Origin of the sequence: Neorhizobium sp. R1-B (assembly GCF_004368875.1) — a bacterium.
Taxonomy (GTDB): domain Bacteria; phylum Pseudomonadota; class Alphaproteobacteria; order Rhizobiales; family Rhizobiaceae; genus Neorhizobium; species Neorhizobium huautlense.
Window position 1 is genome coordinate 461358 of sequence record NZ_SOEM01000001.1, and the last position, 25050, is coordinate 486407.

Annotated in this window: 21 protein-coding genes; 9 read left to right on the forward strand and 12 right to left on the reverse strand. The window is 60.8% G+C overall.

The annotated features are described in order from the left end of the window. Positions 1-312: 312 nt before the first annotated feature. Positions 313-753 (forward strand): DUF882 domain-containing protein, encoded by a 441-nt coding sequence (locus EDE05_RS02170; RefSeq protein WP_105370469.1) that lies wholly within the window; start codon positions 313-315, stop codon positions 751-753. Here the strand turns inward: EDE05_RS02170 and murJ are convergent. The 4 genes from murJ to mutS all read right to left on the reverse strand — a co-directional run bounded on the left by murJ (position 750) and on the right by mutS (position 9312). Beyond that, positions 750-2321, reverse strand: a complete 1572-nt coding sequence (murJ, locus tag EDE05_RS02175) for a murein biosynthesis integral membrane protein MurJ (RefSeq protein ID WP_134099692.1) — start codon at positions 2319-2321, stop codon at positions 750-752. The genes EDE05_RS02170 and murJ overlap by 4 nt on opposite strands. A gap of 258 nt (positions 2322-2579) precedes the next feature. Further along, positions 2580-5405: a [protein-PII] uridylyltransferase gene (locus EDE05_RS02185; protein ID WP_134099698.1), complete on the reverse strand. Its 2826-nt coding sequence runs from the start codon at positions 5403-5405 to the stop codon at positions 2580-2582. 110 nt (positions 5406-5515) lie between these two features. Continuing rightward, positions 5516-6544 (reverse strand): AraC family transcriptional regulator, encoded by a 1029-nt coding sequence (locus tag EDE05_RS02190; RefSeq protein WP_134099701.1) that lies wholly within the window; start codon positions 6542-6544, stop codon positions 5516-5518. Between the two features lie 122 nt (positions 6545-6666). Next, positions 6667-9312, reverse strand: a complete 2646-nt coding sequence (gene mutS / locus EDE05_RS02195) for a DNA mismatch repair protein MutS (RefSeq protein ID WP_245519854.1) — start codon at positions 9310-9312, stop codon at positions 6667-6669. Between the two features lie 204 nt (positions 9313-9516). On the opposite strand from mutS, the gene EDE05_RS02200 reads away from it, so the two are divergent. After that, positions 9517-11799, forward strand: a complete 2283-nt coding sequence (locus tag EDE05_RS02200; RefSeq protein ID WP_134099706.1) for an NADP-dependent malic enzyme — start codon at positions 9517-9519, stop codon at positions 11797-11799. A 245-nt stretch (positions 11800-12044) separates the two neighbouring features. On the opposite strand, the gene EDE05_RS02210 is transcribed toward EDE05_RS02200, so the two are convergent. The 5 genes from EDE05_RS02210 to EDE05_RS02230 all read right to left on the reverse strand — a co-directional run bounded on the left by EDE05_RS02210 (position 12045) and on the right by EDE05_RS02230 (position 17308). After that, positions 12045-12917 carry a GNAT family N-acetyltransferase gene (locus EDE05_RS02210; RefSeq protein ID WP_105370463.1) on the reverse strand — a complete coding sequence of 291 codons (873 nt, stop codon included), beginning with the start codon at positions 12915-12917 and terminating at the stop codon, positions 12045-12047. Between the two features lie 99 nt (positions 12918-13016). Further along, a complete protein-coding gene (locus EDE05_RS02215) occupies positions 13017-14795 on the reverse strand; it encodes a response regulator (protein WP_134099709.1) in 1779 nt (592 codons plus the stop codon). Positions 14796-14850: 55 nt separating this feature from the next. After that, positions 14851-15342, reverse strand: coding sequence for a signal peptidase II (lspA, locus tag EDE05_RS02220; RefSeq protein WP_134099711.1), 492 nt, complete (start codon positions 15340-15342; stop codon positions 14851-14853). Continuing rightward, the gene (locus EDE05_RS02225) at positions 15339-16199 is read right to left on the reverse strand and encodes an RNA methyltransferase (protein ID WP_134099714.1); all 861 of its coding nucleotides are present in this window, start codon (positions 16197-16199) and stop codon (positions 15339-15341) included. Before EDE05_RS02225 ends, lspA begins: the two co-directional genes overlap by 4 nt. Beyond that, positions 16196-17308, reverse strand: a complete 1113-nt coding sequence (locus EDE05_RS02230; RefSeq protein WP_134099717.1) for a class I SAM-dependent methyltransferase — start codon at positions 17306-17308, stop codon at positions 16196-16198. The genes EDE05_RS02225 and EDE05_RS02230 overlap by 4 nt, the downstream gene beginning before the upstream one ends. A gap of 174 nt (positions 17309-17482) precedes the next feature. Here EDE05_RS02230 and EDE05_RS02235 point away from each other — a divergent pair, with 174 nt between their 5' ends. After that, the gene (locus EDE05_RS02235; protein WP_105370459.1) at positions 17483-17938 is read left to right on the forward strand and encodes a carbon monoxide dehydrogenase subunit G; all 456 of its coding nucleotides are present in this window, start codon (positions 17483-17485) and stop codon (positions 17936-17938) included. A 12-nt stretch (positions 17939-17950) separates the two neighbouring features. Here the strand turns inward: EDE05_RS02235 and EDE05_RS02240 are convergent, their stop codons facing one another. The 3 genes from EDE05_RS02240 to sppA all read right to left on the reverse strand — a co-directional run bounded on the left by EDE05_RS02240 (position 17951) and on the right by sppA (position 19674). Beyond that, a complete protein-coding gene (locus EDE05_RS02240) occupies positions 17951-18286 on the reverse strand; it encodes a lipopolysaccharide assembly protein LapA domain-containing protein (protein WP_105370458.1) in 336 nt (111 codons plus the stop codon). A 105-nt stretch (positions 18287-18391) separates the two neighbouring features. Continuing rightward, the gene (locus EDE05_RS02245) at positions 18392-18691 is read right to left on the reverse strand and encodes an integration host factor subunit beta (protein ID WP_105370457.1); all 300 of its coding nucleotides are present in this window, start codon (positions 18689-18691) and stop codon (positions 18392-18394) included. Positions 18692-18717: 26 nt separating this feature from the next. Further along, complete coding sequence (gene sppA, locus EDE05_RS02250; RefSeq protein WP_134099719.1) at positions 18718-19674, reverse strand: signal peptide peptidase SppA; 957 nt, start codon at positions 19672-19674, stop codon at positions 18718-18720. 210 nt (positions 19675-19884) lie between these two features. Between sppA and lptC the strand changes: the two genes are divergently transcribed. The 6 genes from lptC to ptsN all read left to right on the forward strand — a co-directional run bounded on the left by lptC (position 19885) and on the right by ptsN (position 25050). Next, complete coding sequence (lptC, locus tag EDE05_RS02255) at positions 19885-20553, forward strand: LPS export ABC transporter periplasmic protein LptC (protein ID WP_134099722.1); 669 nt, start codon at positions 19885-19887, stop codon at positions 20551-20553. Positions 20554-20670: 117 nt separating this feature from the next. Then, entirely contained in the window at positions 20671-21129 is a 459-nt protein-coding gene (locus EDE05_RS02260) for an LptA/OstA family protein (protein WP_245422742.1), read from the forward strand. A gap of 36 nt (positions 21130-21165) precedes the next feature. Further along, complete coding sequence (lptB, locus tag EDE05_RS02265) at positions 21166-21948, forward strand: LPS export ABC transporter ATP-binding protein (protein ID WP_105370707.1); 783 nt, start codon at positions 21166-21168, stop codon at positions 21946-21948. A gap of 167 nt (positions 21949-22115) precedes the next feature. Next, positions 22116-23675, forward strand: a complete 1560-nt coding sequence (rpoN, locus tag EDE05_RS02270; protein ID WP_134099725.1) for an RNA polymerase factor sigma-54 — start codon at positions 22116-22118, stop codon at positions 23673-23675. A gap of 255 nt (positions 23676-23930) precedes the next feature. After that, positions 23931-24506, forward strand: a complete 576-nt coding sequence (raiA, locus tag EDE05_RS02275; RefSeq protein WP_105370454.1) for a ribosome-associated translation inhibitor RaiA — start codon at positions 23931-23933, stop codon at positions 24504-24506. Between the two features lie 79 nt (positions 24507-24585). Further along, the gene (gene ptsN / locus EDE05_RS02280) at positions 24586-25050 is read left to right on the forward strand and encodes a PTS IIA-like nitrogen regulatory protein PtsN (protein WP_105370453.1); all 465 of its coding nucleotides are present in this window, start codon (positions 24586-24588) and stop codon (positions 25048-25050) included.

Consider the following 25050-nt stretch of genomic DNA (forward strand, 5'->3'; position numbering starts at 1 on the left):
GAATTTCGTCTATGTCTTTGAAAAACGGGCGGGGATGGAAGAAAATCATCCCGGACAGCCGATGCCGGGAAAGGAATGGCGAAAGCCGATCCACCTACCACTTTTGGTCTCAAGCTTTCCGTCGCCTACCTATAAAGGGGAATTTCTTGCTCCCCCTCATCCGAAAAGATTAACGCCTATTAGCCTTTAAGGCAGGAACTTTCCCATTTTTGAGCAAAAGCCTCCTTATTCGCGCCTCTTTTGGAAAAGAAATACTCTCCCCGTACCACGGTTAATCCGTCATGAACGACGGGTCTCATCTCGGGGGATGTCATGCGCAATATTTTTCGCGTCGCGCTTACCTGCCTTCTGGCGCTCGGATTCAATGTGAACGCCGAAGCCGGCGAAAGCCAGAAACGCCGAGGCAACATTTTCAGACACGACTATACCGCCTTTTACACCGTGCAACGGGTGAGCGTCCGGACGAACTGTTTTCCGGAAAAACTCGGAGCCATTCTTGCCCATATCGCAAAGCAGACCGGCCGAAAGCCGATGGTGACGTCCGGTCACCGGCCACGATCAGGCCGATCGCAGCACAGCAACTGCTACGCCGCAGATATCCGCGTGCCCGGCGTTTCGGAACGGACGATCCTTGCGGCGGCTTCCAGCGCGCCTGGAATCGGCGGCATCGGGCGCTACTGCAACGGCATCGTCCACGTGGATATCGGGCCTAAACGGCGCTGGGTCCATTGCGGGCGACGGTCGAGAGGCTAGCCTACCTTCGGCTTTCGCTTCAGGTTCCGCCGGATCATGCCGATATCGGCGCCGCCGATCAGGAAAGCGGCGGCAAAATAGACCACCATGGCAAGCATCAGCAGGGCGCCGAGTGCTGCAACCTGATAAAGCAGCGAAACCTGCGGCGCCAGCCACGGCCCGGCATAGGGCAGCGCATAGATCAGTGCTGCCGACATGATGCCGGCGGCGACCAGCAGCAGGATGAGCCGCTTCGCAAGCGCCCATTCCCAAGCAAGGTCGCCGCGCCAGAGGAGCGTCGCAAAAAGCAAGGTGGTATTGATCCAGCCGGCGGCGGCCTCGGCGGTTGCGATACCGCGTTCGGCAATCAGCGGGAAGAGCGAGATCGCCAGGACGGAATTGAGGACGACGGAGACCATGGTGAAACGCATCGGCGTCCTGGTATCCTCGCGAGCATAAAAGCCCGGCTGCAGCGCCTTGATCAGCACGAAGCCCGGAAGACCGACACCATAGATGGCGAGAATGGAAGCCACAACGTCAGTGTTTTCCGCCGAAAAGGCACCGCGCTCGTAGAGAACCCGGATGATCGCTTCCGAAAGTATCCAAAGACCTGCGGCGGCCGGCAGCGTCAAGAACAGCACGAACTCGATCGACCGGTTCTGGGTATTGGCAGCTTCCTTCACATGGCCAGCCTTCAAGGCTCTTGCGAGCTCCGGCAGCAGGACGACCCCGACCGCAACGCCGACCACCCCGAGCGGAAGCTGATAGATCCGGTCGGCGTATTGAAGTGCCGCGATCGCGCCCTCCTTGCCGGATGCGATCGCCTGGCCGATGATCTGGTTGATCTGGGTGATGCCGCCGGTCACGGCTGCCGGCACGGCGAGGACGAGAAGGCGCTTGACGTTCGACGTCATTCTCGGGCGGCGGAAGCCGATATTGATGCCGGCATGGCGCACGCCGACATAGACCACAGCCAATTGCAGGATGCCGGCGACCAGCACGCTCCAGGAGAGATACCAGGCGATGGTGAGCGGTTCGGCGCCGATCCAAAGCCCATAAAACAGGGCCGCGATCATCACGACATTGAGGAAGACCGGGGCGATCGCTGCCGCGAAGAAATGATGCAGCGAATTGAGCATACCGCTCATCATCGCCGTCAAGGACATGCACATCAGGTAGGGGAACATCACGGCCGCCATGCGGATCGTGATCGACGTCTTTTCCGGGTCATCAGCAAAACCCGGCGCGATCACCCATTCCACCAGCCACGGCATGGCCAGTTCCATGACGATGGTGATGATCATCAGGGCCGAAAACAGAACGCCGAAGACCTCTTCCGAAAACCGCTTGGCTCCTTCTATGCCATTCGCCTCGATTTCCTTGGAAAAGAGCGGCACGAAGGCCGCATTGAAGGCGCCTTCGGCGAACAGGCGCCGGAAAAGGTTCGGAAAGCGGAAGGCGGCATAAAAGACATCGGCCATGGGCCCGGTGCCCAAGGCGGCCGCCATCAGCGTCTCACGCGCGAAACCGAAGATACGGCTGCCAAGCGTCGCGCCGCCGACGGTCGCGAATTTTTTGACAAGGCTCATGGGGCGGGGCTCATCGTGTCGTGCGAAATAGCACCGGCTTCAGCAAGCCCGCCCCCCTCTGGCCTGCCGGCCATCTCCCCCACAAGGGGGGAGATTACAAGCGGCGCGCTTTTCCCGCCAAATTGGCGAAGAGCCGAATAGGGGCGCCTACTGTTTGGTGACACCGTTGCCACCAGCCGATCTCCCCCCTTGTGGGGGAGATGGCCGGCAGGCCAGAGGGGGGTGTACTTCCAAGCAAAGATGTTCATCAAAGACGGCTCACGCGCTGGCCTTGGTCTTGCGTTGGGCCGGAGTGGGTGCCGGCGCGATGATGCCGGTCGGCATGCCGCTTCTCAACTCGTCTTCCTGTTCCGACATGACGGCCTTCAGCCTCGCAGAGATATTGCCCTGGCGGTTCTCGTTGATGATCTTCGAGCCGACGAGATCGGTGACGTAGAAGGTATCGATGACCTTTTCGCCGAAGGTGGTGATATGCGCTGAATGGATATCGAGCGACAGGTCGGCCAGGACCGCCGTGATATCCGCAAGCAGGCCCGTACGGTCCAGGCACTCCACCTCGATGACGGTGAACTTGTTCGAAAGCGCGTTCGAGATGGTGACGGAGGGCGGCAGGACGAAGGTCTTGTTGCGCTTGCGGGATTTGGCCCGGGTGGCAATGACCTCCGGCAGGCGTTTCTTGCCCGACAGCACGTCCTCGATCATGCGGCTGATCGTGCCGGCGCGGCGAAGCTCGTCCTCGTCCACCTGGAATTCGCGATTTATGAGAATCGTGTCCAGCGCACGCCCGTCGGATGTGGTGAAGATCTGCGCGTCGGCGATATTGGCGCCCGCCGCGGCGCAAGCGCCGGCGATGATCGACAGGAGGCGCGGATGGTCCGGCGCCAGAATGGTGATCTCGGTGATCGCATGAAACGAGTCGGTGCGGACCATGGTGGCAAGCGCCTGGCCGGCCTTGTCCGCATCGCGGATGAATTTGGCGTGGCGGACCTGATCGTCCAGCGATACCGAGAGCAGATAAGGCTGGTAATGCAGCTTGGAATAGGTGCGGCGCTCCTTCTGGCTCCAGTCGACGAGCGCCTTGAAAAGCTCCTCTTCCGCCTGCTTGGCGCGCTCCTTGCGCGACAGCTCCGAGAAGCCGCCGGACAAGAGCAGCTCGGTCTCATAATAAAGCGTGCGCAGCAGCTGGCCCTTCCAGCCGTTCCAGACGCCCGGACCGACCGCACGGATATCGCAGATGGTCAGCACGAGGAGCAGCTTCAGCCGGTCCATCGACTGCACTTTTTCGGCAAAGTCGGTAACGGTCTTGCGGTCGTGCAGGTCGCGCGTCTGGGCGGTCATCGACATCAGGAGATGCTCCTCGATCAGCCAGACGACCAGTTCGGTCTGTTTCGGGTTGAGCCCGAGCCGCGGGCAGAGCTTGCGCGCGATACGGGCGCCGGCGATCGAGTGATCCTCCTGGCGACCCTTGGCGATATCATGCAGCAGGACGGCGACGTAAAGCACCGTCCGATCCTCGATGCTCGGCATCAACTTGTTCGAGAGCGGATGAATATCGGCGGCCTTGCCCTGGTCCACCTCGGACAGCGCTTCCACCGAGCGTATCAGGTGTTCGTCGACCGTGTAGTGATGATACATGTTGAACTGCATCATCGCCACGACCTTGCCGAACTCGGGAATGAAGCGGCCGAGAACGCCCGCCTCGTTCATGCGGCGGAGCATGAGGGCTGGGTCACGGCGCGAGGTCAGCATGGATAGGAAAAGGCGGTTGGCCTCTTCGTTCTCGCGCACGTCGTTGCCGATCAGCGACAGCGATCGGGTCATGTGTTTCAGCGCGTCCGGATGCAGCTCAAGCCCGTTGATATCCGCCACATGGAAGAAGCGGATGATATTGATCGGATCGCGCTTGAAGACATCCGGGTCGGCAAGCGTGATGCGACCGCGATCCTCCACAAATTCGACCGTGCCGGGGATCTTGCGCAGCCGCTTGGTAAAGCGCGAGATGACACGCTGGGTCAGGCCCGGCGCCGCCTTCGCCTGATGTTCTTCGAGCGCGGCGCACAGGATGCGGGTCAGATCACCGACATCCTTGGCGACCAGGAAATAATGCTTCATGAAGCGCTCAACGGCGGACATGCCCGGACGCGAATGGTAACCGAGGCTTTCGGCGATTTCGCGTTGGATGTCGAAGGAAAGGCGTTCCTCCGCCTTGCCGGTCAGAAAATGCATGTGGCAGCGAACGGCCCAAAGGAAGTCATCCGCCTTGTCGAACAGGCGCCATTCCTCGCGCGACAGGACGCCGAGCTTGACGAGATCGGCCGTATCGCGGACGCGGTAATAATATTTCGCGATCCAAAAGAGGGTGTGAAGGTCGCGAAGACCGCCCTTGCCTTCCTTCACGTTCGGCTCCACGAGATAGCGGGTATCGCCCGCTTTCTGGTGGCGCTGGTCGCGCTCGGCGAGCTTGGCGGCGATGAATTCAGGGCCTGTGTCGGCGACGATCTCCCTGTCGAAACGGGTCTCGAGCTCCTTCACCAGACGCTCGCAGCCGCAGATGTCGCGGCTCTCGAGGATGGCCGTGCGGATCGTCATGTCCGTCTTGGACAGGCGGATGCATTCCTCCAGGGTGCGGGTTGCATGGCCGACCTTGAAGCCCAGATCCCACAGGACGTAAAGCAGGAACTCCACGGCCTTGCGCATATTCTCCGAATTTTTCTCCGGGAGAAGGAAGAGAAGGTCGATATCGGACCCCGGCGCCAATGTGCCGCGTCCATAACCGCCGACAGCCGCGATCGCGATCGCGCTGCTCTCCGGATAGAGGCCGGCTGCGATGGTTTCGTGCAGGACGCAGATCAGCTGATCCTGAAGCCAGGAAATGCGCCGCGCGCAGGCGAGCCCGCTGCCGTCCCTGGCCAACAGTTCCCGCGCCTTTTCGCGTCCTTCGACGCTGGCGCGGCGCAGGACCGGCAAGAGAGCGGCGCGCAATTCCAGCTGCGAGCGGTTCTTGTCCTCGGCGATCGCCTTGCATTCGGCCCTGAGTCGGGTTGCGTCGAGCAGTTCAGAAAAATCGATATCGTGTCTGGCCATGTTATCCTGCCGGTGCCGGCCTGCCGGGGAGGCTATAGCGATTTCGGGGCACCTTGACCAACAATTATCACTGCCGGTCGTTTCAAAGTTGTTTCTTCCCGACACAAAGTTCAAGTCCGCTTCGGTTCTGCGGAGCCGCTTTGCGGCTGATTGGCCCGTATGCGGTACTGCGCCGGGCTCATGCCCGTCACGCGACGAAATTCGCGGTTGAAGTTCGATTTCGTCGAAAAGCCGACATCCAACATGATCGCCGTGACCGTCTGCTCGCTCTCCTTAAGGAGACGGCAGGCTTCGGCGACGCGCCGGTTGTTGACGAATTGCGAGACGTTGAGGCCGGTCGCGCGGTTGATGGCGGAAGAGACATCTCGCACGGAGAGGCCGGTCCTGCGGGCAAGCTTCGCCAGGCTCAGACCTTCACTCTTGTAAAGTTCGCGATCCTCCAGCGCCACCTCCACACGGGCGAGGATGGCGCGGTCTTCCGCGGTCGCCTCCATTGCCGGCCTTGCCGGAGCGCCTGAAGCCGAAAGCTCCGGCGCGAAGTAATAGACCACCACGGCGGCGATTGCGGCGATATTCATGATGGCGACCACGAAAGGCACGTCATCGGAGCCGTAGAGGCCTGCATAGACGGCGAGCCCAGCGTCGCTCACGGCAAAGAATAACATCAGACCTGCGGTCAGACGGGCCGCACGAAACGCCGGGCGCATGCGCTGCAGCGAGGCCTCGGCCATGACCTCGGTGCCGTTCGCAACGGTGAGCCGCCAGAGCGCGAAAGCATAGCCGACGAAGATCGCCAGCAGCAGCAGGTCCACCAGATCGCGGAAGAAGCCAACAGCGACCGAAACGGCAAGCGGCGGCAGCAGATGGAGCCAGGGCCTCGGGAGAGGCTTCGCCGTCAGACCGCGAAACGCCAGAAAAGCAAGCGGCGGCATGAGGGATGCCGAGACTGGAAGAAAGGGTATCAACCCTTCGACACCATAACCAAAACGCAGACCTACACCGATGCCCTGCAAGGCATATAGGACGAGAAAGGCATAAAAATAGCGCCGGGTTCCGGAGACTTCGACGCCCTTCAGGCTGCGATAAAGCGTCAGCGCGAAGACAAGGCCGGCAAGGAATGGCAAGGGAATGGAGAGCAATGCAGATATCCGACGAAAGTCGCCTCAAATCCAGATTTCGATGCCTATCATGTTCCAAGTTGAAAAGCATGAAGAGACCGCCGCAGGATGCGCCGGCCGTCTTGCTCCCAGATCAAAAGCTGTCAGTTCAGCTGCTTCTTCAGCGCATAAAGCGCGTCCAATGCCTCGCGCGGTGTCATGTCGTCTGGATTGATTGCCTTCAGCGCTTCCTCGATTTTCGACGGCCCGGCGCGTTTGGCTTCTTCACGGCGCACTGCGACCTGGAAGAGCGGCAGGTCGTCGATCAGCTGGCTTGCCGGGTTTTTGCGGTCGGAATCTTCCAGCTTGGTGAGAACGTCGCGAGCGCGGGCAACGACGGAATCAGGCAGGCCGGCAAGCCGGGCGACCTGGATGCCGTAGGAGCGGTCGGCAGCACCTGGGCCGACCTCATGCAGGAAGATTACCTCGCCGTCCCATTCCTTGACCTTCATCGTGGCATTGGAGAGGCGATTGAGCTTTTCCGAAAGCACCGTCAGTTCATGGAAGTGGGTGGCAAAGAGGCCGCGGCACCGGTTCGCCTCGTGCAGGTGCTCCACCGCCGCCCAGGCGATCGACAGGCCGTCGAAAGTCGCCGTGCCGCGGCCGATCTCGTCGAGGATGACCAGCGACCGGTCGGTCGCCTGGTTGAGGATCGCCGCCGTCTCGACCATCTCCACCATGAACGTCGACCGGCCGCGCGCCAGGTCATCCGATGCACCGACGCGTGAGAAAAGCCGGTCGACGACGCCGATATGGGCTGACGTCGCGGGTACGAAGGAGCCCATCTGCGCAAGGATGGCGATCAGCGCATTCTGGCGCAGGAAAGTCGACTTGCCGCCCATGTTCGGACCGGTCAGCAGCCAGAGCGCGCCGAACTCGCCGGTCCCATACGGGGAAAGATCGCAGTCGTTGGCGATGAAGGGACCCGAGGACTGCCGGCGCAACGCCTGTTCGACGACGGGATGGCGGCCCCCTTCGATCGCGAACATGCGGGAGGCATCAACGACGGGGCGGCGGTAGTTCCATTCCTCGGCGAGCATGGCGAGACCGGCGGCCACATCCACGACGGCGAGTGCTCGGGCGCCAGCCTTGATCGCCTCGGCTTCGGCGGTAACGGCCTCGACCATCTGGCCGAAGGCTTCGAGCTCGATCGTCAGCGCCCGATCGGCAGCGTTGGCGATGCGGCTTTCAAGATCTGCAAGCTCGGTCGTGGTGAAGCGCATGGCGCTTGCCATGGTCTGGCGATGGATGAAGCGCGCCTTGCCCTCCGGCGTGTCTGTCATCGTGCCGGAATTGCCGGCCGTGACCTCGATGAAATAGCCAAGCACGTTGTTGTGCTTGATCTTCAGCGATTTGATGCCGGTTTCCTCGGCATATTGAAGCTGGAGCGCGGCAATCACCCGGCGCGACTGATCGCGCAGGGCACGGACCTCGTCCAGCTCCGAATGGGCGCCTTCGGCCAGGAAGCCGCCGTCGCGCTTCAGGAGCGGCAGTTCCTTGGCCAGCATGTTTCCAAGCATCGATTCCAGGTGCAGCGGCAGGGCTTTCAAATCGGTGAGCGCATTGCCGAGCTCTTCCGGCAGCAGAGCACCATCAAGAAAGGCCGCCACGCCGCGCGCCGCTTCCAGCCCCTGCAGGATGCTGCCGAGATCGCGCGGACCGCCGCGATCCAGCGCTAGACGGGACAGCGCACGCGGCATATCCGGCACGTGTTTCAGCGAAGAACGAAGCTCGGAGCAGAGCCCAGGCTCCTCCAAGAGGAACGAAATCGAGTCGAGCCGCCGGTTGATGCGGTCGGGATCAGTCAGCGGTGACATCAGCCGCTCGGCGAGCAGACGAGCGCCGCCACCGGTGACGGTGCGGTCGATCGCCTTCAGGAGAGTGCCTTCGCGTTCACCGGACAGTGTGCGGGTGAGTTCCAGGTTGCCGCGGGTGGCGGGATCGATAAAGAGCGTCGAGGCGCCGCTTTCGCGTTCCGGTCGGCCGAGCGGCGGGCGTTCGGCAATCTGGGTCTTTTCCACATAGGCGACCGCGGCCGCGGCGGCGGCCAGCTCGGAGCGGGAGAAGGTGCCGAAGCCGTCCAGCGTCCCGACACCGAAATAGCGGGCGATGCGGCCTTCGGCGCTGGCGCTGTCGAACAGAACGGATGGCTGCGGCACGGCAACCTTGCCCAGCACGTCGAAGACCGGCTTCAACTCCGCATCGTGGAAAATGGTGTCGGCCAAGATCAGCTCGCGCGGATCGATGCGCAGGATATCGGCGAGCAGGCGCGACGGATCGGTTTCAGCGACCCGGAAGACGCCGGTCGAGATGTCGATCCAGGCAAGCGCCATTTGCGCTTCCGAGGAGCCGCGGATGCGGGCGAGCGCCATCAGATAGTTGGATTCGGAGGCGACGAGCAGCTTTTCTTCTGTGATCGTGCCCGGCGTCACGAGCCGGACGACATCGCGCTTTACGACCGATTTCGAACCGCGCTTCTTTGCTTCCGCCGGGTCCTCCACCTGTTCGCAGACGGCAACGCGGAAGCCGAGCGAGATCAGCTTCTGGAGATAGTCGTCCGCCGCATGCACGGGCACGCCACACATGGGGATATCCTGGCCCATGTGCTGGCCACGCTTCGTCAGGGTGATGCCGAGCGCGCGGGACGCATCGATCGCATCCTCGAAGAACAGTTCGTAGAAATCACCCATGCGATAGAAGAGCAGCGAACCGGGGTTGTTCGCCTTAATCTCGATATACTGCTCCATCATCGGCGTCGCGGACGCGCGGCTTTCCTCCGAGGCAAGCTCGGCTGCATTCAAGGCTTCGATGGAGAATCTTTCAAATTGGGTCACAGAACCGATTTTTTGTTGCGCACAGGAATTGGCGACACTATCGATGTTGGCCCCTGAAAGACAATATCTGCCGCGGCCTGGAGGACGGCTGCCCACAAAAAGCTGAAAGCTGGAGGAGACATGCCCGTCAACGACAAGGCCCGCACGCGCACATCCGTGACCGAACAGGAGGCGCTCGACTTTCATTCCGAAGGCCGACCCGGGAAACTCGAGATCAATCCGACCAAGCCGATGGCGACCCAGCGCGATCTTTCGCTCGCCTATTCACCTGGCGTCGCCGTGCCCGTCAAGGCGATCGCAGCCGATCCTGCCACCGCCTACGATTACACGACGCGCGGCAATATGGTCGCCGTCATCTCCAACGGCACGGCGATCCTCGGCCTCGGCAATCTCGGGGCACTTGCCTCCAAGCCTGTCATGGAAGGCAAGTCCGTCCTCTTCAAGCGCTTTGCCGACGTCGATTCCATCGATCTCGAGGTCGATACCGAGAACGTCGACGAATTCATCAACTGCGTGCGCTTCCTCAGCCCCTCCTTCGGCGGCATCAATCTCGAAGATATCAAGGCGCCGGAGTGCTTCATCATCGAAAGCCGCTTGCGCGAGCTGATGGACATCCCGGTCTTCCATGACGACCAGCACGGCACGGCAATCATTGCCGCCGCCGGCCTCATCAATGCGCTGGAACTGACCGGACGCGACCTCAAGACGACGAAGCTCGTCTGCAACGGCGCGGGGGCTGCGGCGATCGCCTGCGTCGAACTCATCAAGGCGATGGGCTTCAATCCGGAAAACATCATCCTCTGCGACACCAAGGGCGTCATCTTCCAGGGGCGCACCGAGGGTATGAACCAGTGGAAATCGGCGCATGCGGTGAAGACGAGCAAGCGGACGCTTGAAGAGGCGATGAAGGGCGCGGATGTCGTGTTCGGCCTTTCCCAGAAAGGCGCCTTCAGCGAAGAGATGATCCGCTCCATGGCCGACAAGCCGATCATCTTCGCCATGGCGAACCCGGATCCGGAAATCACGCCGGAAGAAGTCGCCCGTATCCGTGACGATGCGATTATGGCGACCGGCCGCTCGGACTATCCGAATCAGGTCAACAACGTCCTCGGCTTTCCTTACATTTTCCGGGGCGCTCTCGACGTTCGGGCAAGCCAGATCAACGATGCGATGAAGATCGCGGCTGTCAGAGCCCTTGCCAAACTGGCACGGGAAGACGTGCCGGACGATGTCGCCGCGGCCTACCAGGGCAACCGGCCGCGCTTCGGCGCTCAATATATTATCCCCGTGCCGTTCGATCCGCGGCTGATTTCGGCGATCCCGGTCGCCGTTGCGGAAGCGGCAATGGAAAGCGGCGTGGCGCGCAGGAACATTACGGACCTTGCCGCCTATGGCCGCGAGCTCTCCGCCCGCCGCGACCCCATCGCCGCTACCACCCAAGGCATTTACGAGCGCGTGCGCCGCTTTCCGAAACGGGTGGTCTTCGCGGAGGCGGAGGAAGAACAGGTCATGCGGGCGGCGATCTCCTTCTGCCATCAGGAACTCGGAACCGCAATCCTGCTCGGCCGCGACGACGTGATCCGCGCGACAGCGGAAAAGGCCGGCATAGAGCTCGACCGCCCCGGCATCGAAATCCTCAATGCCCGCCTTTCCAATCGGGTCGAGGCTTATACGGATCATCTCTACGCCCGGCTGCAACGGCAAGGATTCCTGCATCGCGACGTCCAGCGCCTCATTCACAACGACCGCAACCACTTTGCCGCGACCATGGTGGCGATCGGAGACGCGGACGCGATGGTAACCGGCACGACCCGCAACTACGCGACCGCACTGCAGGATATTCGCCGCTGCATCGACCCCAAGCCCGGCCACAAGGTGATCGGCGTCTCGCTAGTGATCTCGCGCGGCCGGACGATCTTCGTCGCCGATACGGCGGTCCACGACATGCCGAATGCCGAGGACATTGCCGATATCGCCGTCGAAGCCGCACGCGTTGCCAAGCGCATGGGTTACGAGCCGCGCGTTGCATTGCTTGCCTATTCCACCTTCGGCCAGCCGATCGGCGAGCGTTCCGAACGGGTGCGCGAGGCGGTGAAGATCCTCGACCAGCGGCGGGTGGACTTCGAATACGATGGCGAGATGGGAGCCGACGTGGCGCTCAATCCGCACCGCATGGAGCAGTACCCGTTCTGCCGGCTTTCGGGAACAGCGAACGTGCTGGTGATGCCGGCGATCCATTCGGCATCGATCTCGACACGCATGCTGCAGGAGCTTGGCGCTTCGACAGTCATCGGACCGCTACTCGTCGGACTCGACAAGTCGGTGCAGATCACTTCGATGGGCGCCAAGGACAGCGACATCGTCAACATGGCGGCGATCGCAGCTTACAATGCCGGGACATGAGCCCCAGTGAAGACAGCACCCGGGTGGACGAAGTTTAGTAAACTAAGTCCACTCGATTACTTTTCCCACGAAGACGGTCAATATTCATGAAGCGAAAACTCATCTGTCGCACTTTGTCGAGGAGGCGGCAAAAGGAGAGGGTTTTGTGATCGCCAGAGCTCGCAAGCAGAGCATGACCGAAGGCATGCCGCTGCTGACTCCGGACGAACGATCGCGCAATATAACGGGCCAATCAGGCTGGTGCGTTAGCTCGCAAACCGGCCGGCGTCGGCGCCGTAGTAGTTGACGTAGCGGCTGGAGATCGAGGCGATCGGCAAGACGACGAGCACGTCGGTCGTATTGAAGGCGTGGTCGACGACGGCACCGTCGCCGATCATCGCACCGAGACGCAGATAGCCCTTGATCAGCGGCGGCAGGGCCATCAGCGCCTTCTTGGCGTTGACGCCTTCGAATGGCATCAGATCCATCTTGCGATAGAGTTCCGGACGGGCGGAGACTGCCCACTCCCCCTTGGTAGAAACCGTGTGATGCAGGAAGGACAGCGCCAGCGCGTGCTCCTCCGGGTAGATTCCCGGGAAGGAGGCACAACCGAACATGGCGCTCATGCCGTGTTTCAGCGAGTAGGCCCAGTTGCCCTGCCAGAGCAGTTCGACGGTGCGTTTGGTGCGATAATCCGGCAATACGCAGGAACGGCCAAGTTCCATGAACTGCTTGTCCGGGTGACGGGAGAGCAGCGGCTCGATGTCGAACTCGGAGGCCGAATAGAAGCCGCCGTTGGCGAGCGCCACGTCCTGCCTCAGCAGGCGATAGGTGCCGACGATCTGGTCCTCGATATCGCCCTCAATCGCATGGTCGATCACAAGCAGATGGTCGCAGATAGCGTCATAGGAATCGACATCGCGCCGGCGCCGCATGGCGTCCGAATTCAGGGTCGCGCCCATCTCTTCGACAAAGACGCGGTAACGCACGGCCTGCGCGGCGTCGATCTCGCGATCATTGCGTGCAAGCCGGGTTTCCAGCGTGCCTATGCGGCCGAAGGTATCGCCGCTTGCCGGGGCAGGTGCCGGCGACTGGGTTTTTTCAGAGGTCAAGTTACGGTTCAGGAGTTCAAGTGTCATGGTGATTCGTCCCGTACCGGTTGGATCACCGCCATAAATCACGTCTCTGCAACAGGAACGTGACAACTTTTGTGACAATATGTTCCGGTAGTGATTCCGTCAACGGATCTGTTGACGACCGGACGCGGCCGCGTCCAGAGCCTGGATCTCGTCCAGAAGCTTCAGCGGGTCGACCGGTTTGCCCAAGACAACGCTCGCGCCATTAAGGAGGGCCTCCCGCCGGATATTCTCCCGGCTTTCGCCGGTGAGGACGATGACCGGAACGGGTGCAAGGCCGCCCTGGTTCTCTACTTTGCGCAATGCCGATAGTAGGTCGAGTACCGTCCCTCCCGGCATATGCATATCCGAGATAACCAGATCGGGCCGGGCCTCTTCCCGCAGCGCATCTTCCAGCAATGCGGGAAAATCTTCGGCGAGGATGACGCGATGCCCTGCCTTTACGAGAATGGAACGGGTGAGCAGGGCGCTGACCGGATCATCTTCACCAAGCAGGATAGAAAGCCCATCGACGGGTTTTTCGATGACGGGCGCCGGCGGCACCTGGTTGTCGTTCAACGCATCGCGCGTGCCGAACCCCCTGAGCAGGCCGCTCAGCACGTCGATCAGCGATTTCTCGCGAAGCGGCCGAATGAGCCAGGCATCGAAGAAATCCTGCGGCTGGGAGGCCCGTTCCTCCGGGTTGACAAGCAGAATACGATGCAGCGGCGCATGGGCTTTTTCATTGGCGTAGTCGGATGCCAGCCGGTGGTCGACGATGAGATCGGTATAGGGCACAGGCCCGGCTTCCGCCCGGTCGATCAGCATCTGGGCCTCCGCCGTATTCGAAACGTGCCGGCAGCGACCGCCCAGGGTCTCGATGGTCGCGACCGTTGCCCTCGCCGCCGGGCCATCGGGCGCCAGAAGCAGGACACGGGAACGGGCCAGCAACTGGTTACGCTCGACGGTGCCCGATTGCGCAACTTCCGCAAGCTGCAGCGGAAAGCGGATCGTGAAGGTGCTGCCGCTTCCCTTGCGGCTCGCAACGGACAGCGAACCGCCGAATTCGGTGAGGATGCGAGAGGCGATTCCAAGGCCGAGCCCGGTGCCTCCGCTGCGCGCTTCTGCGGTGCCCATCTGTTCGAACTCGCCGAAGATCCGCCGCTGTTCGTCGGGCGTCATGCCGGGACCGCTATCGATAACCGCAATCGCTACATTTCCGTTGTCGACACAGGCCCGCACCAGAACGCCGCCCTCCGCGGTGAACTTAACGGCATTGCCGATCACGTTGAAAAGCACCTGCCGGATGCGCGCGGGGTCAAAGTCGAGCAGATCAGGCAGATCGGCGTCCACGGTGGCAGCGATCTCGATGCGCTTTTCGTGGGCACGAGGCGCCAGCAGTTCAACCACGCTTTCGATCACGTGGCGCAGGTTCTCGGCCCGATTGTTAAGCTTGAAACGACCTGCCTCGAGTGTCGAGTAGTCGAGCAGGTCCTCCACGAGCTGCGCCAGGGCATAACCGGATTGGCGGATGCCGCTCAGATAGTTCTGCTGCTCTGCGGTCAGCTTCGTCTGGCCGAGCAGATGGGTCATCCCGAGTATGCCGTTCAGCGGTGTCCGGATTTCATGCACAACCGTCGCGATCTGCCGGGATTTTGCCGCGCTGGCTGCCTCGGCATCTTTCCAGGCCTGATGCAGGCGGGAAACCGTGCGCCTGCGGCGCCATTCGAAGATGCGGGAAACCAGCGCCGCGACCGCATTGGCCGGTGGGCGGGGTTGTTCGCGTGGACCAAGGCCCAAGGCAGGCACAGCCTGCTCCTCCACCGGTTCGGCATTTTCGACCGAGGTGGGAGACGCGAACGCTTTGGCGATACGCTCATGTATTTCGGCAATGTCGCGCATATGGGGAAGACTACCGAGGTTTCTTTCCCAATCCTTAGAGCAATCAGGTAAAATTTTACTGATCGGCGGTTTTCGGTCCGAAAAGCTCGTCGAGGACCACCAGGCCGGCACCGACGGTGATAAAGCTATCGGCCAGATTGAACACCGCAAAGGACCAGGTTGCCGTGTGGAAAAGAATGTAGTCGATCACGTGGCCATACAGAAAACCGTCGATCAGATTGCCGATCGCACCGGCAATGATCAATGCGAAGCCCGCATGGGCGAAAGCCCGATCCTTCGGAGTGCGCCGCCAGAGCCAGACGACGAAGGCGACGATGACGATTCGCATACCGATGATGAATTCGCGCTCCATTCCCGAGAGAAGGGAGAAAGCGACGCCCAGATTATAGGTGCGGTAAAGCGCCAGGACGGGCAGCAACGGCACGGCTTCTTCCATGGGAAGATAATTTTCGACGGCAATCTTCACCACCTGATCGAGGACGACAGCTACGACGATGACGATCAGGGCCACCAACGGCCTTGAAAGAAAGGTGGCGCGTTCGGTCATTTCTTCTCGTCCAGGGTCAGGAGGTGGCGCCGCGCCTCGAACAGCATGACGGCGGTGGCGACGGCGAGGTTCAGTGAATCCGCCCTCCCCTGCTGCGGGATCCGGACCGTGCGATCGGCAGCCCTGGCGAGGTTGTCCGGCAGGCCGGACTGCTCGTTGCCCATCAAAAGCACAACCGGCTTTCCGGCATAATCGACGGTCCGGTAGTCGACGGCGCCGGCGAGATGCGTGGCCACGACCTCGACGCCGGAACGCTTCTGCCAGGCGAGAAACTCCTCTGCGGAACATTTCACCACCGGCATGGCAAAGACCGAGCCCATGGTGGCACGAACCGTCTCCAGCGAGAACGGGTCGGTGGATTCGCCGACGAGGACAACGGCGGACGCTCCCGCCGCATCAGCCGTCCGGATGATCGTGCCGAGATTGCCCGGATCGCGGACCCGATCGAGCGCCACCAGCGTTTCGTTCCTAGCCGGTTTCAGATCGTCGAGCTTCTTCCAGCGCTGTTCGAAGATGCCGACAACCATTTGAGGATTGTCGCGGCGGGTGACGGAGGACAGCACCTTTTCGCTCACTTCCAGAACCAGCCCGCCGTGCGCCACGGTCTTTGCCGCCACCTGTTCGACCAGCGGCTTGCCCTTGGCAGCCTTGGAATAAACGAGCGTGCGGATCGACCAGCCGAGTTCCAGCGCGTCGATGACGAGTTTCAGGCCTTCGGCCATGAAAGTGCCGCTCTCCTCGCGGTCCTTCTTGTTGGTGAGCGCCTTGATATCCTTGATGATCGGGTTGGCGAGCGAAGTGACTTCCTTCACCTGGCCGACACGTCGTGGACCATTCTTGTGATATTCGTCGGTCATGCGGGTACCCAGCGACTGAAAAGGGACGTGGACAAGGCCCGGCCGGGGCTTTTGCCGTCCAGTCCAGCCTCGCGAATGACAAGTTCGCCGGATTCCACCACGCCGCCTGCACCGCGCATCGTTTCGCGCATCAGTTCGTGAATGGAATAGAAGCTCGCGCGGATCGAATAGGCCGTGAGAACCAGACCGATCGCTTTCGGCGAAAGCAGTTCCCGGCAGATGTCCAGCATCAGTGGCAAATGATCGAAGAGCTGCCAGACCTCACCGTTCGGGCCACGGCCGAATTTTGGCGGATCGGTGAGGATGATGTCATAGCGGTTGCCACGGCGTTCCTCCCGCAGGATGAACTTCATGGCATCCTCGCAGATCCAGCGGATCGGCGCCTTTTCAAGCCGCGCCAGCGCCTGGTTTTCGCGGGCCCAGCCGATTGCCTTTTTGGAGGCATCAACGTGCGTGACCTCGGCGCCGGCGGCGGCTGCAACAAGTGAGGCCACACCGGTGTAACCAAAGAGATTCAGCACCTTGACAGGGCGGTTCGCCTCCTCGGCCCGACGCTTCATCCAGTCCCAATGAACGATCTGCTCGGGAAAGACGCCGACATGCCGGAAGGCCGTGAAGCGGCCGAGAAAATCGACCCCGAGCAGCGATAGCGGCCAGGTTTCGCCAAGAACATCCTTCGGGAAGCGCCAGCGGCCCATGCCGTCCTCGTCCGTATCACCGGTGAAGACCGCATCCGTCTTTTCCCATACATGGGCGGGAAGCGACGGCTGCCAGAGCGCCTGTGCCTCCGGCCGGACAATCCGATAGGGGCCATATTGCTCCAGCTTCAAGCCTTTGCCGCTATCGATCAGGTGGAAATCACCTGCGCCGGAGGATTCCAGGATGACCGGCACCCGCTCGGCCGGCCTCTCCCCCTGGCGGGCAAGAAGTGCACGCGTTTCCGCCGGTGCTGTCACGGCCGCCGGCTTTGCGGCCTTCTCCGGGGGACGGGCCGCCTGCCTTGCCGGCTGCGGATTGGCTGACGCCGCCGGACCGCGCGCAGCCCTTTTTGGGCCAGCGGCCTGAACCTTCTTTGCCGGCCGCCTTTCCTTGTTCTTCAATGCGCTCATCCGCTCAGATTGGTAATCGTGGGGCAGCAGATAGCATTTGCCCGGCATTCTTCAAAGTCACTGCCGGACAGATGCCGCGTTTTATTCATCGGGCCACACGCCCACCAATGTTCCCCTTGGCAAAACGAGACGCCGCAGCAATAGTACCGCCACAGGTCTTGGGAGGATCACGACATGGATATGGGCGGCGAAGAACGAATTGCAGCACCCCGCCAAGTGGTGTGGGAGGCACTCAACGATCCGGAAATTCTCCGCCAGTGCATTCCGGGCTGTCAGACGCTCGAGCAGAAATCGCCGACCGAACTTGTCGCGGCGGTCAAGCTGAAGATCGGCCCGGTTTCGGCGAATTTTTCCGGCGAAGTGACCTTGTCCGACGTCAACCCGCCGGAGAGCTACACGATTTCCGGGGAAGGCAAGGGCGGTATCGCCGGTTTCGCCAAGGGATCGGCAACCGTGACGCTGCTGGAAGACGGCTCCGAAACCTTGCTGCGCTATTCGACGAAAGCGCAGGTCGGCGGCAAGCTCGCCCAGCTCGGCTCTCGCCTCATCGATTCGACATCGCAAAAACTCGCCGGCCAGTTCTTTGCAGACTTCAACAAAGCGGTGATGGCAAAGACCGGGCAAGCTTAGGCCAAGGCCCGTCTATTTGGAAACCAGCTGCCGAGAGGCCGGCTGACCGCCGACGGCAGCCTTGTGTTCCTTCTGCCAGCGCACCGCCTCGCGTGCCTCGACACGAGCCTGCTTCCGATGCCTGCCCTGGCTCCACCAGGTCACAGCCGCGCCGACCAGCATGCCAAAGAGAAGGGCAAGAAACAGGAACAGGAAGAAAGGCGCGCTGACGGCCAGCACGCTGTCTTCCGGCCGGAATGGATTGAGTGCAAGCGTCACCATCTGACGGTTCGCCACCGCCAGCACGATCAATATGATCCCGAGCGGCACGAAGATCACGAGGCTGAGGATCTTTTTGAGCTTGTCCATGGGTAATCTCCGGCAACAGGTCAATCGCCGCTTTACCGGCGTCTGTTGCAGAATAGGCGCGCTTTATGGGGTTTCAAGGGCGACGCAAAGCCGCGCCACAGAGGATCAATCCTCTTCGTCGGCAAGATCCGGATTCAGGCGTTCACGGAGTTCCTTACCGGTTTTGAAGAAGGGAACCCATTTCTCTTCCACGAAGACGCTTTCGCCGGTGCGCGGATTGCGGCCGGAACGGGAAGGACGATTCTTCACCGAAAAGGCGCCGAAGCCACGCAATTCGACCCGGTTTCCGGCGGCAAGGGCATCCGTGATCTCGTCGAGCACGGCGTTCACGATGTTCTCGACGTCGCGATGGTAGAGATGCGGATTGCGAGCTGCAACGATCTGCACCAGTTCTGACTTGATCACGGTTGCCCCCTGAAAAAACTAGATTTTCAACCGCGCCCAACCTGCCAAACCGAGACCAGACCGTCAAGGAACAACTTGTCCGCGCCGAAGATGCGGAGCATATCCGGCGCGATGGCCTCGCCCAGACCGGTCTGCTTGACGAACTGGCCAAGCATGCTCGCAAGCCAGAAGGACGAGGACGAGTTCCGCTCCTTCCAGTCGACGACCGGCAGGTCCTTGGAGACGCCGCGCGATTCCAGATAGACGCGGATGTCCTCGTCACCGCCGAGCTTGTCCACCAGTTTGACGGTCAGCGCCTGTCGGCCCGTGAAGATCGCTCCGTCGGCGAGCTTCAGCACCTCGTCGCGCGGCAGCTTGCGGCGGTCGGCAACGAGATCGACGAACCAGGCATAGCTGTCCATCACCATGTTGCGGATCATCGTCTTTGCTTCTTCGCTCGCCGGATGGAAGGGAGAAGGCTCAGCCTTCAGCGGCGCCGATTTGATCTCTTCCAGCGAAACGCCGACCTTCTTCATCACCTCGTCGACCTGCGGATACTGAAAGATCACGCCGATCGAACCGGTAATCGAGCTCTCGCCGGCGACGATCTGATCGCCTGCAGTGGCGATCATGTAACCGGCCGAGGCAGCAAGGGTGCGGATATCCGAAACGACGGGCTTCTTTTCCGCCACCTTGCGGATGGCCTTGAAAATGCGCTCTCCGCCGTAAGTCGTACCGCCGGGCGAAGAGATCGAAACGACGAGGGCTTTGGCGCGGTCGCTCTCGGCGATCCGCTCGAGCCGCTCCAGCAGTTCCTTGTCATCGGTGATTAGGCCCGAAATCTCGATGCGGGCAACATGGGGCACCGTGGATCCGGCGCCTTCGCCAAAAGCAGTGCGATAGAGCGCGAAGCCGATGCCGACCAGGAAAACCAGGGCGACGACGCGCCAGAAGCTCAGCTTGCGGCGCAGGTTCCGCCTGTCCGCGATTGCCATTTGATCCATGGAAAATGCCCTTTGAAATGCGCTTCCGTTGCTAAATAGGCTCTCTAGCGCGTTTTGCAGCGGCGCACATCACGTTTTTATATTGTCCGTTATTGTTTGTTGATGAATAAAAACCATATTGGCGGACAACGAAAGCCTGCCCGGTGCATGCCGGCGCCATTCGAATGGCGCCGCGGCGGTGGCAGGCAAAGAAGGACCTATCCGGCACGCATGCTGCAGAATATCCGAAAAACGGCAGGCCTTGCGTTGGCGCTGCAGCCCCAGGCGGATGCATATCAGGCCGCGCTTGCGCATTCCGCCATGGTGCGGAAGCTGAAGGTCCTGTTGCCAATCGCCGCAGCCGTGATCTCGGCGGCATTCATCGGCGTTTCCATCATCCGCGCCTATCTGCCGGAAAATCTGTCCATCGAAAACGCCCGCATCGAGAACGGCAAGATCGTCATGGAACGGCCGGCCATTTCCGGCCGCAACAATGACGGCATCAGCTATTCGATGACGGCCAACCGGGCGCTCCAGGATATCGAGAATCCGAACAAGATCACGCTTGAAAACGTCAAGGCCGCCGTACCCGTCAACGACGACGTGATCGCCCGCGTGATTGCCACCGGCGCCGACTTCGACCGCGGCACCGACATGCTCGACCTCACCGCTCCCTTCGACGTCAACCTTTCCAACGGGATCACCGCCCGCTTCAAATCCGCACATCTCGATGTCAATGCCGGCGTCATGGATACGCCCGATCCCGTCGACATTTCGATGAAGGAAGGTTCGATTGTTGCAGAGTCTTTAAAGATAACGGATAAGGGACGCACCATCACCTTCAAAGGTCAGGTTCGCGTCCATCTCGATCCTACCGCCATCCGCAACCAAGGCAAATAGAGCCCGGCCGTCATGACCAATCGCCGCCTTCTCAACCGGAATACCGCATTCTTGATCGCGGCAAGCTTCGCGTGCTGTTTTGCCGCAACAGCCTCCGCCCAATCGACAACCAGCCAGATGGAGGGCCTGAAGCTCTCCAACGACCAACCGATCCAGATCCAGAGTGATCAGCTCGAGATCAAGGAACAGGAAAAGAAAGCCTTCTTCACCGGCAACGTCCAGGTCGTGCAAGGCTCGACCACGATGAAGGCCGGCAAGATGACCGTCCTCTATACCGGTGAAGGCGCGTCCGTAACGTCCGGCAACGCCAATATCGATAAGATCTTCCTGGACGATACCGTTTTCCTGACCTCCGGCACCCAGCAGGCGACCGCCGAAAAAGGCGAGTTCGACATGGCGACACAAACCTTCGTGCTTTCAGGAAAGCAGGTTGTCCTGTCGGAAGGCCCCAACGTCTTTAAGGGCTGTAAGCTGACGGTGCTGATGGAAACGGGCCAGGCCAAGCTCGATGCCTGCGGCGGCCGGGTCGAAATCCTGCTCGACCCGAAGTCGCGGCAGCCGCAACAGAAGCAATAATAGACATATCTCGTGAAAACACCGTTGCTCTCCCGTCTGTCGGCCAGGAAGCCGTCTGCGCCAGAACCCTTCGTTGCACGCGACAAAGCGCGCTACGAGGGGACATTGGTGGCGCACGGCCTTTCCAAGACCTATGATACGCGCCGCGTCGTCAACGGCGTGTCGCTGGTCGTGCGCCGCGGCGAAGCGGTCGGGCTGCTCGGACCGAACGGCGCGGGCAAGACCACCTGCTTCTACATGATTACCGGGCTCGTGCCTGTCGATGAAGGCATGATCGCCATCAACGGCAACGAGGTCACCCATATGCCGATGTATCGCCGGGCTCGGCTCGGCGTCGGCTACCTGCCCCAGGAAGCGTCGATTTTTCGCGGCCTGACGGTGGAGGAAAATATTCGTGCCGTGCTCGAAGTGCACGAACCGGACAAGGACAAGCGGGAGCGCAAGCTCGACGAGCTTCTGGAAGAATTCCATATCAGCCAGCTTCGCAAGTCCGCGGCAGTCGCTCTGTCCGGCGGCGAACGGCGGCGGCTCGAAATCGCCCGCGCACTTGCGACCGACCCGGCCTTCATGCTGCTCGACGAACCTTTTGCAGGCGTCGACCCGATTTCGGTTTCCGATATCCAGAACCTCGTGCGCCACTTGACGGCACGCGGCATCGGCGTTCTGATAACGGACCACAACGTTCGCGAGACGCTCGGCCTCATCGATCGCGCCTACATCATTCACGCAGGCGAAGTCCTGACCCATGGTCGGGCCGATGACATCGTCAACAATCCCGATGTTCGCCGCCTTTACCTGGGCGACAAGTTCAGCCTGTAGTGCGCGGAAGAAATTTACTTTCCCGTACTGCGGCGCTTGACCAAATCTTTCAAAAAAGCAATTCTTGTGCCAGATGCAAATTTGGCTATGTGCGGGGTGGCCGAAGGCGCGCTGCGCTGTTTCATGACGGAACAGCCAGGGGATATCAGGGGAGTTTCGCGTCCGCCATGGGTTTATCCGCCAGCCTTTTTCTGAAGCAGACCCAGTCGCTGGTGATGACGCCGCAGTTGATGCAATCCATTCAACTGCTGCAGATGACGCATTTCGAGCTCAACCAGTTCATCGCACAGGAAGTCGAGAAGAACCCGCTGCTCGAAATTGCGCCAGGCGAGATCGATGGCGGCACGGAAACAGGCTTTGAAAACAAGGAAACCTTCCCGGAAGCCGACCGCGGAAGCGGCGAAGCCCTCCACATCTCCAGCGACGGCCACTGGTACGAGGGCAACTCCGCCATAACTGCCGAGCGTCTTGGCGAAGGTCTCGATACGGGATTTGAAAACGTCTTTCCGGACGACGGACCAGCCCGCCGTGCCGATGCACCAGAATTGCTGAGCCAGTGGAAGTCGATGCCGGGCGGAGAATCCGGCGACGATTACGATCTGAACGAGTTCGTCGCCGGCCAAGTGACATTGCGCGACCACCTGAACCAGCAGATCCCGTTTCTCATCACCGGCACGGCCGACCGGCTGATCGCGCAGCATCTGGTCGATCAACTCGACGAGGCGGGTTACCTGCACGGCGCCATCGAAGAAACAGCCACCCGGCTCGGCAAGTCCTGCGAGGATGTGGAAGCCATCCTGAACAAGCTGCAGACGCTCGATCCGCCCGGCGTCTTCGCACGGTCGCTCAGCGAATGCCTGGCGATTCAACTTCGTCAGAAGGATCGGCTGGACCCCGCCATGGACGCTCTCGTCCGGCATCTCGAACTGCTCGCCAAACGCGACTTCGCCTCGCTGCGAAAGATTTGCGGCGTCGACGACGAGGACCTGATCGATATGCTGGCGGAAATTCGCGGGCTGAATCCGAAGCCCGGCGCCAGCTTTGAACGTGGCGCCTCGGAGACGATTTCCCCTGATATCGTCGTCCGCGCTGCGCCTGATGGCACCTGGATGATCGAACTCAATCCCGACACACTGCCGCGCGTCCTAGTCAACCAGGCGTATTTCCAGACGGTTTCGAAGAGCTGCCCGAGAAGTGGCGAGGACCACAATTTCCTTTCGGAATGCATGCAGAACGCGAACTGGCTGACCCGCAGCCTCGACCAGCGCGCCAGGACGATCATCAAGGTGGCGGCTGAAATCGTCCGCCAGCAGGACGCCTTCCTGATGCACGGCGTCGATCACTTGAGACCGCTCAATCTCAAGACGGTGGCCGAGGCGATCAAAATGCATGAATCGACGGTAAGCCGGGTCACCTCAAACAAATACATGCTTACGCCCCGGGGTCTGTTCGAGCTCAAATATTTCTTCACCGTCTCAATCGGTTCGGCGGAAGAAGGCGGGGACAATCACTCCGCCGAAGCGGTGCGGCACCGTATTCGCCAACTGATCGCACAGGAAACGCCCGAGGCGGTCCTCTCCGACGATGACATCGTCATCAGCCTGAAACGCGGCGGTGTCGATCTCGCCCGCCGGACTGTCGCCAAATACCGGGAGGCAATGAACATTCCGTCTTCTGTTCAGCGACGCCGGGAGAAGCGAGCGCTTGCAAAAGTGGCTGCCTTCTAACCTCATCTTGACGAAAAACCTGCCCTGACGTCGTGGAGGGCTACGTAAAATTCCCAAGTTCCCCAACCGTTGACATTTAAGGCTCCGGGGGCTAGAAGCCCGCCGCAATTGCACGGGACATAGGCTTTAGGCATCCCCGACAACCAGCTGGGCAAAGATTGCAGCAATTTGACCTTGTCGCATGCGAGTGGCTTGGATGAGGGGGCGGCTTGGCGTAGACTGAACACGCAAGTCACGACAAGAAGGAAAAATTCCATGGGTGTCCGTGTATCCGGTAAGCATATGGAAATCGGCGAATCGTTCCGTCAGCGGATCGAGGGACAGATCGGTGAGGCGGTTACGAAATATTTCGACGGGGGATATTCGAGCCAAGTCATTGTAGAAAAATCCGGCTCGCGTTTTTCGGCCGACTGCAAAGTGCATCTCGACACCGGGATCGTCTTGCATGCGGCAGGGGAAGCAAACGATCCACAGGGCAGTTTCGATGCCGCAGCTGAGCGGATCGAAAAGCGGCTGCGCCGCTACAAGAGGCGCCTCAAGGATCATCATGCCGGCAACCACCTGAATGGCCATGCCGAAGTCGCATATACGGTCATGGACCGCGTACCGGATGAAGCAGACGAAGTGCCTGAGGATTTTGCGCCGACCATCGTCGCGGAAAGCTCAAAACCTTTGAAGACGATGTCGGTCGCAACCGCCGTGATGGCGCTGGATATGACCGACGAGCCTGTGCTGCTGTTCCGCAGCCCCGGCAAGGAAGAGTTGAACATCGTGTACCGCCGCAACGACGGCAATATTGGCTGGATCGATTCCACCAATATCAAGAACTGAACAATCTTGGGGAGAGCGTCGGAAGCGGCGCTTCCCCTCGCCTGGAGCGGGAGCTCTTGCGGCACAAAGGATGACTAGAATGGCATTGGCAGATTTGCTGCAGCAAGATGCGATTATTCCTGCCTTGAAAGTAAATTCCAAAAAGCAACTCCTGCAGGAACTGGCAGCCAAGGCTTCCAAGCTTACTGGCGTCGGCGAGCGGGAAATCTTCGACATCATTCTGCAGCGCGAACGGCTCGGTTCCACCGGCGTCGGCCATGGGATCGCCATTCCGCACGGCAAGCTCAACAGCATTTCGTCGATCAAGGGCATTTTTGCACGACTCGAGACGCCGGTCGACTTCGAGGCGCTGGACGACGAACCGGTGGATCTCGTGTTCCTGCTGCTCGCTCCGGAAGGGGCCGGCGCCGACCACTTGAAAGCACTGTCTCGCATCGCGCGCGTGCTCAGAGATCAAGAGCTGGTGGCAAAGCTTCGCAAGACGGACTCCGCCACCGCCATCTATGCCTTCCTGAATGAGGAACAGGCAAATCACGCCGCCTGA

What these genes read in the sequence shown, in the direction of transcription:
- EDE05_RS02200 (WP_134099706.1), top strand. Translation starts at nt 9,517, where the DNA reads ATGCCCGTCAACGACAAGGCCCGCACGCGCACATCCGTGACCGAACAG.
- EDE05_RS02225 (WP_134099714.1), bottom strand. Translation starts at nt 16,199, where the DNA reads ATGACCGACGAATATCACAAGAATGGTCCACGACGTGTCGGCCAGGTG.
- ptsN (WP_105370453.1), top strand. Translation starts at nt 24,586, where the DNA reads ATGGCATTGGCAGATTTGCTGCAGCAAGATGCGATTATTCCTGCCTTG.
- lspA (WP_134099711.1), bottom strand. Translation starts at nt 15,342, where the DNA reads ATGACCGAACGCGCCACCTTTCTTTCAAGGCCGTTGGTGGCCCTGATC.
- EDE05_RS02185 (WP_134099698.1), bottom strand. Translation starts at nt 5,405, where the DNA reads ATGGCCAGACACGATATCGATTTTTCTGAACTGCTCGACGCAACCCGA.
- rpoN (WP_134099725.1), top strand. Translation starts at nt 22,116, where the DNA reads ATGGGTTTATCCGCCAGCCTTTTTCTGAAGCAGACCCAGTCGCTGGTG.
- murJ (WP_134099692.1), bottom strand. Translation starts at nt 2,321, where the DNA reads ATGAGCCTTGTCAAAAAATTCGCGACCGTCGGCGGCGCGACGCTTGGC.
- mutS (WP_245519854.1), bottom strand. Translation starts at nt 9,312, where the DNA reads ATGATGGAGCAGTATATCGAGATTAAGGCGAACAACCCCGGTTCGCTG.
- EDE05_RS02260 (WP_245422742.1), top strand. Translation starts at nt 20,671, where the DNA reads ATGGAGGGCCTGAAGCTCTCCAACGACCAACCGATCCAGATCCAGAGT.
- EDE05_RS02230 (WP_134099717.1), bottom strand. Translation starts at nt 17,308, where the DNA reads ATGAGCGCATTGAAGAACAAGGAAAGGCGGCCGGCAAAGAAGGTTCAG.
- lptC (WP_134099722.1), top strand. Translation starts at nt 19,885, where the DNA reads ATGCTGCAGAATATCCGAAAAACGGCAGGCCTTGCGTTGGCGCTGCAG.
- sppA (WP_134099719.1), bottom strand. Translation starts at nt 19,674, where the DNA reads ATGGATCAAATGGCAATCGCGGACAGGCGGAACCTGCGCCGCAAGCTG.
- EDE05_RS02170 (WP_105370469.1), top strand. Translation starts at nt 313, where the DNA reads ATGCGCAATATTTTTCGCGTCGCGCTTACCTGCCTTCTGGCGCTCGGA.
- EDE05_RS02215 (WP_134099709.1), bottom strand. Translation starts at nt 14,795, where the DNA reads ATGCGCGACATTGCCGAAATACATGAGCGTATCGCCAAAGCGTTCGCG.
- EDE05_RS02210 (WP_105370463.1), bottom strand. Translation starts at nt 12,917, where the DNA reads ATGACACTTGAACTCCTGAACCGTAACTTGACCTCTGAAAAAACCCAG.
- EDE05_RS02240 (WP_105370458.1), bottom strand. Translation starts at nt 18,286, where the DNA reads ATGGACAAGCTCAAAAAGATCCTCAGCCTCGTGATCTTCGTGCCGCTC.
- EDE05_RS02235 (WP_105370459.1), top strand. Translation starts at nt 17,483, where the DNA reads ATGGATATGGGCGGCGAAGAACGAATTGCAGCACCCCGCCAAGTGGTG.
- raiA (WP_105370454.1), top strand. Translation starts at nt 23,931, where the DNA reads ATGGGTGTCCGTGTATCCGGTAAGCATATGGAAATCGGCGAATCGTTC.